This is a genomic window from Hominilimicola sp., from assembly GCF_046972485.1.
Classification (GTDB): Bacteria; Bacillota; Clostridia; order UBA1381; family UBA1381; genus Hominilimicola; species Hominilimicola fabiformis.
Map to the genome: position 1 here is coordinate 1 of NZ_JBKVWU010000114.1, position 7,145 is coordinate 7,145.

Here is a 7,145-nt window from a genome sequence, read left to right on the forward strand (position 1 = left end):
GGATATGATGTTCACTGTCCTGTTCATTACCCTCGGCCTGTTGCATATTCGGAGGTGTCATTTGTCCGCCGTTTTGGTCGCTTGACATATCCGGCGGTGTCATTTGATTACCGTCCTGTCCGTTTGACATTTCCGGCGGTGTCATTTGTCCGCCGTTTTGGTCGCTTGGCATTTCCGGCGGTGTCATTTGATTACCGCCCTGTCCGTTACTGTTTCGTCTGCCAATTTGACCTCTGCCGCCCTGCTGACCGCCTTGCATATTAGTACCGCCGCCGAAACCGCCGTTTTGATTTGCACCTGTACCGCCTGAATTAAATCCGTCATCACTTGCAGTTATGTCAATATTACCGCCGTTTATCGTCAAAATCTTCTTACTTTCAATACCCTCGGTTGATTTTGTTATCGTTATATCACCATCATCAATCGTTACATCACCATGACCTGATATACCTTTTTTTCTCTCCGACGATAAATTAAGTGTACCACCCGTAATATTTATATCAGACGTGCAATGAATAGCATGGTCTGTCGAATCAACTGTAACTTCACCGCCCGATATATCAAACATCCAATCCGCTTTTATACCTTTGCTTGAAGTATCTTCACTGTCGTCACTTTCTTCTGTTTGCGTAAATTGATTATTATTCATTTGTTCACGCATTGATTGAATTTCATCATCTGTCATTTGTGACGAATCTTTCATTTCACCTCGACCGCCGAAGTCATTAGATGTACTTGCCTTAACCTCGCCTGTTGTCGTAACATTCACTTCACCGTCCGATATATCAAGTATTTCTTCTGCTTGAAGTCCGTCACCCTCTGCAGTAACATTTACAGTACCTCCGCTTATCGCAAGCGTGTCATTTGCATGAATACCGTCATTTTTTGCATTTACGGTAACATTTCCGTTACCGATTTCAATGCTGTTACTGCTGAAAATACCGTGATTATAATTTCCGTTTACTGTAAGTGAGCCACTGCCCTTAATTTCAAGATTATCTCTTGATGTTATACAGCCTTTTTCATTTTCATCACCGCTTGTGTAATTTTCTCCGTCCGTTAAAGTATTTTCGGTATTGTCCGTCAAAGTGATATAAGCCTTGTCGGCATTCTTTACATATACAGCCGAGCCGTTTTTATTTGTAAGACTCATACCCGACAAACGAAGTTTAACTTTTTCTTCGGTGTCAATAACAATTTGGCCGCCATCAAGTGTGCCTGTGACTTCAAAGTCACCGCCCTTTGAAATTGTTATAATGTTATCCGATACGCTTATACCGTCACCTGTAACTTCAACATTGTCAAGATCAACCGTTCCTGTGTTGTTTTTCCAAGACTCGTCCTCATCATCTTGCGGAGTGGTTATTGTAACTGTGTTGTTCTTTTCGTTCCACTCAACATCAAGTCCGAGCATATCGCTTATTGCACGAATCGGAACAAGTGTTCTTCCGTCCTCAATTATAGGTGAAACATCAAATGAATATGTTTCGTCATTCTTAGTCATATCACTGCTGCCGATAGTCATTTGTATAGTCTTTGACTTTTTCTTTGCTGTTATCGTCTGCGTGTCGCTGTCCCATTTAACCTTTGCACCGAATGTTTCAAATATGGTACGCATAGGAACCATTACTCTGTCATCTACGATTTCAGGCTGAACGTCAAAGCTGATATTTTCACCGTCATATGTAACCGTAATATCATTGCTCTTTGCCAAAACACATCCGTTGCCGATTGTTGCGGTAATTGCAACTACTGCTGCTATACTTATTATCTTTTTCTTTAATCCGATATTCATTCTTATTACCCCTTTCCTTTATGTTGATTTCATTATACATTTAGTTTCTTAAATAAACCTTAAAGGAAGAATTTTATTTATGAATATTTTGTTAATAAAAAAATGGCTACGAATATGTAGCCATCTCAAATTGCAGACAAAACCATAATGGTTTTGTCTACTTTATTTTAGGATGTTTGAGGTGCTAACCTCATTGAAAATCATTTCTGGCGACCTGTGCGGCAGAAATGGCTTAAAATCTAAAGTTTCGACTTTGAAGGAACTTTATGATTTTTTCTTTGAAAATACTCAAAAGTTACATCGTAAGATGTGATTTTTGTGCAGGCGACAAGTTGTCGCCTGCCGTTCTCTTTATATTATATATCCGAAGTACCTCGCAACAAAAATCCAAAACGTAAGGCACAATGACGACATAAGCGTCGTTGCAACGACCACGCTTGATGTAAGCACACCCTCGTGCCCCATATTTTTAGCCATAATATAGCTTGACGGAGTTGTCGGTGAGCCAAGCATTATAATAAGTGCAACAAGTGCTTGGTCACGGAAACCGAGCTTTATTGCTATCGGCAAAAATACCGCCGGCAGGACAACGAGTTTAATCATAGTTGCCGCTATTGTCGGCTTAATTTTCGCTATCGCTTTTCGTCCCTCAAAGCCCGCACCGATTGTTATAAGTGCAAGCGGTGATGCCATTTTTGCAAGCGATGCTAATGTTTTATCGATTATTTCGGGAAAATCAATTTTCAAAAGTGACGCCGCAACACCTAAAACAATACCTATTATAATAGGATTTTTAACAATATTAATAAGTGAATTTATAATATTGCCTTTGCCACCGCCGTCCTTTTCCCCCTCAAAAGTCAAAACAAGCACCGCAAATATATTGAAAAGCGGTACACAGCCGATAATCATAACAGGCGCCATTCCGCTGTCGCCGTATATATTTTGAATAAACGCAACACCCAATATCGCCGCACTGCTACGATAACCGGCTTGTACAAACTCACCCACTATCTTTTTATCTTTAATCAAAAACTTTGCCGCAATCCACAATCCGAAAAATGCCACTGTCGTAACAAATGCACAATACAAAACATATGTAATATCAAAATCGCCGATTATATCGGTAGTTGACAAGTCAACGAACAACAGCACCGGCAACGTCACAACAAAGTTAAACTTATTCGCCGTCTTAACAAATCCGTCATTTAGAATTCCTATCTGTTTCAGAACGTATCCGACCACTATAACAAGGAATACGGGAAGTGTCGCATTAAGACTGTAAATTAAACTATCCATTTAATCTAATCACCTCTGATTTAATTTAAAAGAGAGTGTTGCACCGCAACACCCTTTCAGACTGTCGATAAATTGTCCGGAACGTGCAAAATATTATACTATAAAAACTAATTTGCAATTATAACAAATAACAGGCAAGCCTATCATTGATATACGGCTTGCCTGTGCACTTTTTGAGGAAATAAACTCTAACGTACAAACGTACGCCAACGAGTTCATTTTCTCAAACTCCGAACTAATTTCTCGAAGTCTGCTTTATCTGTTATTTCACAACTATATTAACAAGTTTACCCGGTACTGCAATCACCTTGACAACGTTCTTACCCTCGATAAGTCCTTTTATCTTTTCAGTATTCATTGCAGCCTCTTGTGTGCCGTCCTTATCAAGACCTGCCGGAATCATAAGTTTATCCTTAATTTTACCGTTAATCTGTACAACGATTTCAATTTCATCATCAACAGTCTTGCCCTCGTCATATTTCGGCCATGGCTGAAGTGAAAGAAGTTCGCCGTTACCGTAAGTCAGCCACAATTCTTCTGTCATATGAGGCGCAACAGGGTTTAGAAGTGTAATAAGCGTCTTATATTCGCCCTTTGTTACACTGCCTTTCTTTGAAAAATCATTTACAAGACTCATCATAGTTGCAATAGCCGTATTGAACTTCATTCTCTCGAAGTCCTCGCCGACTTTCTTTATAGCCTTATTTATATTCTTTTCAAGGTCAGCACTGTAACCTTCTTCGTCATTTACGATTGACTGCAAGTTCCATACTCTTTCAAGGAACTTATAACAACCTTTCAAACCTTGCTGTGACCATGGAGTTGACTGATCGAATGCACCGATGAACATTTCATATGTTCTGAATGCGTCCGCACCGAATTCTTCTACAACTTCATCAGGATTTACAACATTACCTCTTGACTTAGACATCTTTTCATTGTTCTCACCAAGAATCATACCGTGTGAAGTACGTTTCATATACGGTTCTTTTGTAGGAACTACGCCTATATCATATAGGAACTTATGCCAGAAACGTGAATACAAAAGGTGAAGTGTTGTATGTTCCATACCGCCGTTATACCAATCGACAGGTGACCAATATTCCAATGCCTCTTTTGACGCAAGTGCCTCGTCATTATGCGGATCCATATATCTTAGGAAATACCAGCTTGAACCAGCCCACTGCGGCATTGTATCTGTTTCTCTTTGTGCCTTACCGCCGCAGCACGGACAAGTTGTTTCAATCCAATCATATGCTTTTGCAAGCGGTGATTCACCGTTTTCACCCGGTTCAAATGTTTCAATTTCAGGAAGTTCCAAAGGAAGTTCACTTTCAGGAATAGGCACCCAACCGCACTTATCACAATGTACAAGAGGAATAGGTTCACCCCAATAACGTTGACGTGAAAATACCCAGTCACGAAGTTTGAAGTTTACTTTTCTCTTTCCAAGACCTTGCTTTTCAAGCCATTCAATCATTGTAGGAATAGCCTCTTTTACTGGAAGACCGTTTAGGAACTCGGAATTTACCATATTACCCTTGTATACATCTGTATAAGCCTCTTCTTGTACGTTCTTACCGCCTGAAACAACTTCAATAATAGGAAGATTAAATTTCTTTGCGAAATCCCAGTCACGGCTGTCGTGTGCAGGAACTGCCATAATTGCACCTGTACCGTAAGTTACAAGTACATAGTCAGAAATAAATACAGGAAGTTTTGCACCGTTTGCAGGATTTACCGCATAAATTCCCTCAAGTTTAACACCTGTCTTTTCCTTTGCAAGCTCTGTTCTTTCAAATTCAGACTTCTTTGCCGCCTCTGTCTTATATGCAAGCACTTCGTCATAATTTGTAATTGAATCTTTCATCTTTTCGATAAGCGGATGTTCAGGTGACATAACTGTATAAGTTGCACCGAAAAGTGTATCTGCACGCGTTGTGTAAACAATCATTTCATCGCCTGTTGAAAGTTTAAACTTAACCTCTGCGCCCTCACTTCTGCCTATCCAGTTTTTCTGCTGTGTTTTAATCTTTTCAAGATAATTTACATCGTCAAGGTCATCGATAAGACGTTGTGCGTACTCGGTGATTTTAAGCATCCATTGGCTCTTTCTCTTTTGAACAACTTCACTTCCGCATCTTTCGCAAACACCGTTTACAACTTCTTCATTTGAAAGTCCTACTTTACAGCCGGTACACCAGTTAATCGGCATTTCCTGCTTATATGCAAGTCCGTGCTTAAAAAGCTGTAAGAATATCCACTGTGTCCATTTATAATAGCTCGGATCGGTTGTGTTGATTTCTCTTGACCAGTCGAATGAGAAACCAAGCATTTTAAGCTGACGTGTAAAGTTAGCAATATTCTTTGCCGTTACGATTTTCGGGTGTACCTTGTTTTTAATAGCAAAGTTTTCAGTAGGAAGACCGAATGCGTCCCAGCCTATCGGATAAAGTACGTTGTAGCCCTCCATACGACGCTTTCTTGCGATAATATCAAGTGCCGTATAACTTCTCGGGTGTCCTACGTGCAAGCCCGCACCTGACGGATACGGGAACTCTATCATTGTATAATACTTAGGCTTTTTGCTGTTTGTTTCAGCGTGGAATGCACCTGTTTCTTCCCACTTATCCTGCCATTTTTTTTCAATAGCTTTAAAGTTGTAACTCTCCATTTGTATATTTGCTCCTTTAAAATTTATTCTTCTTCTGATTCGTCTACGTTACCGACGTCGTCCCAAAGACGTTCAATAGCATAAAATTCACGCATTTCGTGCTGCATAACGTGAACGATTACGTCGCCGCAGTCAACCAAAATCCAGCTGCCGCCTCTGTAACCCTCTTTATGATTTATCTCAAAGCCTGCCTCTTCAAGCTTTTCTTCAATTTCATCAACACACGCTCTTACCTGTACCGTTGACTGACAAGACGCAACAACGAAGTAATCCGCAAGTGATGTCTGCTCTGCAACGTCAAGCACTTCTATATTTGTCGCTTTCTTATCTTCAAGTGCCTTTTGAATAATTTCAACCTTAGTCATTTAGTGTCCCTCCTTTTGTTTTCCGTTCATCAGCATATAATTCCATGCCGATAATGTATTGGGGTGTATTATTTTATTTTTCTGTGCGTTAAATATAATGCTTTGTTTAAGTCCAAGAATAAATGCCATTTCAATATTTTCGTACGCCGCTTTCCTAAGCTCCTCCACTCCGTCAAAATCACGCATAGGCTCAATCATATCCGCAATATAGATTATTTTATCCAAAAGCGACATATTTTCCTTTGCGACCGTGTGGCACATTATCGCGTCAAGCACGTCTTTGTCGTTCACTCCATACTCAGCCTTTGCAATTTTTGCACCGAGCGGTGCATGAATGACAGGCTTACACGCAAGCGTTATATCATCAAGCACAACACCGTACTTTTGACAAAGTTTTATCTGTTCGTCTGTGTCATAACCCTTTGCACAATCGTGCAAAATTCCGGCTTTGTATGCTTTTTCGGTATCTGCACCGTACTTTTCGGCAAGCTTTACCGCTTCGTCACACACTCCAAGGCTGTGCTTATATCGTTTTTCGCTTAGCATACTCTTTAATTTATTCTTGTAATTATCTATCATTTTCGTTTTCCTTATAAAGATGATACTTATTTATATAATCTCTAACATTTTCAGGCAGCATATATCTTACCGTCTGACCGTTTTTCACTCTGTTTCTTATATCCGTTGAAGATATTCTAAAAACGGGTGCTGATATAGGAAATATCCGACCGTTCATTTTTTCTTTTACGGCCTTTATCGTTTCCGTAAGCGACTTTAGCGATTTTCTCGGAAATACAAGCAGCGAACACATTTCAAGTATTTTATCGGGCTTGTACCACTTATCAAAATCATTAAGCGAATCTTCACCGATTATAAAAAACAAATCGTTATTCGGATATTTTTCTTTTAAATATCCAAGCGTGTTTACCGTATACGATATTTCACTGCGATTAATTTAAAAATCGTCCTCCTCAAAAGCACTGTTATCCGCTATGGCAATATGCGTCATTTC

General features: G+C 39.8%; 6 protein-coding genes. All 6 read right to left on the reverse strand.

What is annotated here, in order from left to right:
* The coding region (locus tag ACLTU0_RS09755) for a carbohydrate-binding domain-containing protein (protein WP_412322251.1) at positions 1-1,795 on the reverse strand (1,795 nt) is incomplete at its 3' end.
* 351 nt (positions 1,796-2,146) lie between these two features.
* The gene (locus tag ACLTU0_RS09760; RefSeq protein WP_412322253.1) at positions 2,147-3,094 is read right to left on the reverse strand and encodes an AEC family transporter; all 948 of its coding nucleotides are present in this window, start codon (positions 3,092-3,094) and stop codon (positions 2,147-2,149) included.
* 262 nt (positions 3,095-3,356) lie between these two features.
* A complete protein-coding gene (gene leuS, locus ACLTU0_RS09765) occupies positions 3,357-5,768 on the reverse strand; it encodes a leucine--tRNA ligase (protein ID WP_412322255.1) in 2,412 nt (803 codons plus the stop codon).
* 23 nt (positions 5,769-5,791) lie between these two features.
* Positions 5,792-6,133 (reverse strand): ribosome silencing factor, encoded by a 342-nt coding sequence (rsfS, locus tag ACLTU0_RS09770; protein ID WP_022230105.1) that lies wholly within the window; start codon positions 6,131-6,133, stop codon positions 5,792-5,794.
* Positions 6,134-6,712: a bis(5'-nucleosyl)-tetraphosphatase (symmetrical) YqeK gene (gene yqeK / locus ACLTU0_RS09775; protein ID WP_412322257.1), complete on the reverse strand. Its 579-nt coding sequence runs from the start codon at positions 6,710-6,712 to the stop codon at positions 6,134-6,136.
* On the reverse strand, positions 6,702-7,088 hold the full coding sequence (locus ACLTU0_RS09780) for a nicotinate-nicotinamide nucleotide adenylyltransferase (RefSeq protein WP_412322259.1): 387 nt from the start codon (positions 7,086-7,088) through the stop codon (positions 6,702-6,704). The genes yqeK and ACLTU0_RS09780 overlap by 11 nt, the downstream gene beginning before the upstream one ends.
* Positions 7,089-7,145 lie beyond the last annotated feature (57 nt).

What these genes read in the sequence shown, in the direction of transcription:
- ACLTU0_RS09760 (WP_412322253.1), bottom strand. Translation starts at nt 3,094, where the DNA reads ATGGATAGTTTAATTTACAGTCTTAATGCGACACTTCCCGTATTCCTT.
- leuS (WP_412322255.1), bottom strand. Translation starts at nt 5,768, where the DNA reads ATGGAGAGTTACAACTTTAAAGCTATTGAAAAAAAATGGCAGGATAAG.
- rsfS (WP_022230105.1), bottom strand. Translation starts at nt 6,133, where the DNA reads ATGACTAAGGTTGAAATTATTCAAAAGGCACTTGAAGATAAGAAAGCG.
- yqeK (WP_412322257.1), bottom strand. Translation starts at nt 6,712, where the DNA reads ATGATAGATAATTACAAGAATAAATTAAAGAGTATGCTAAGCGAAAAA.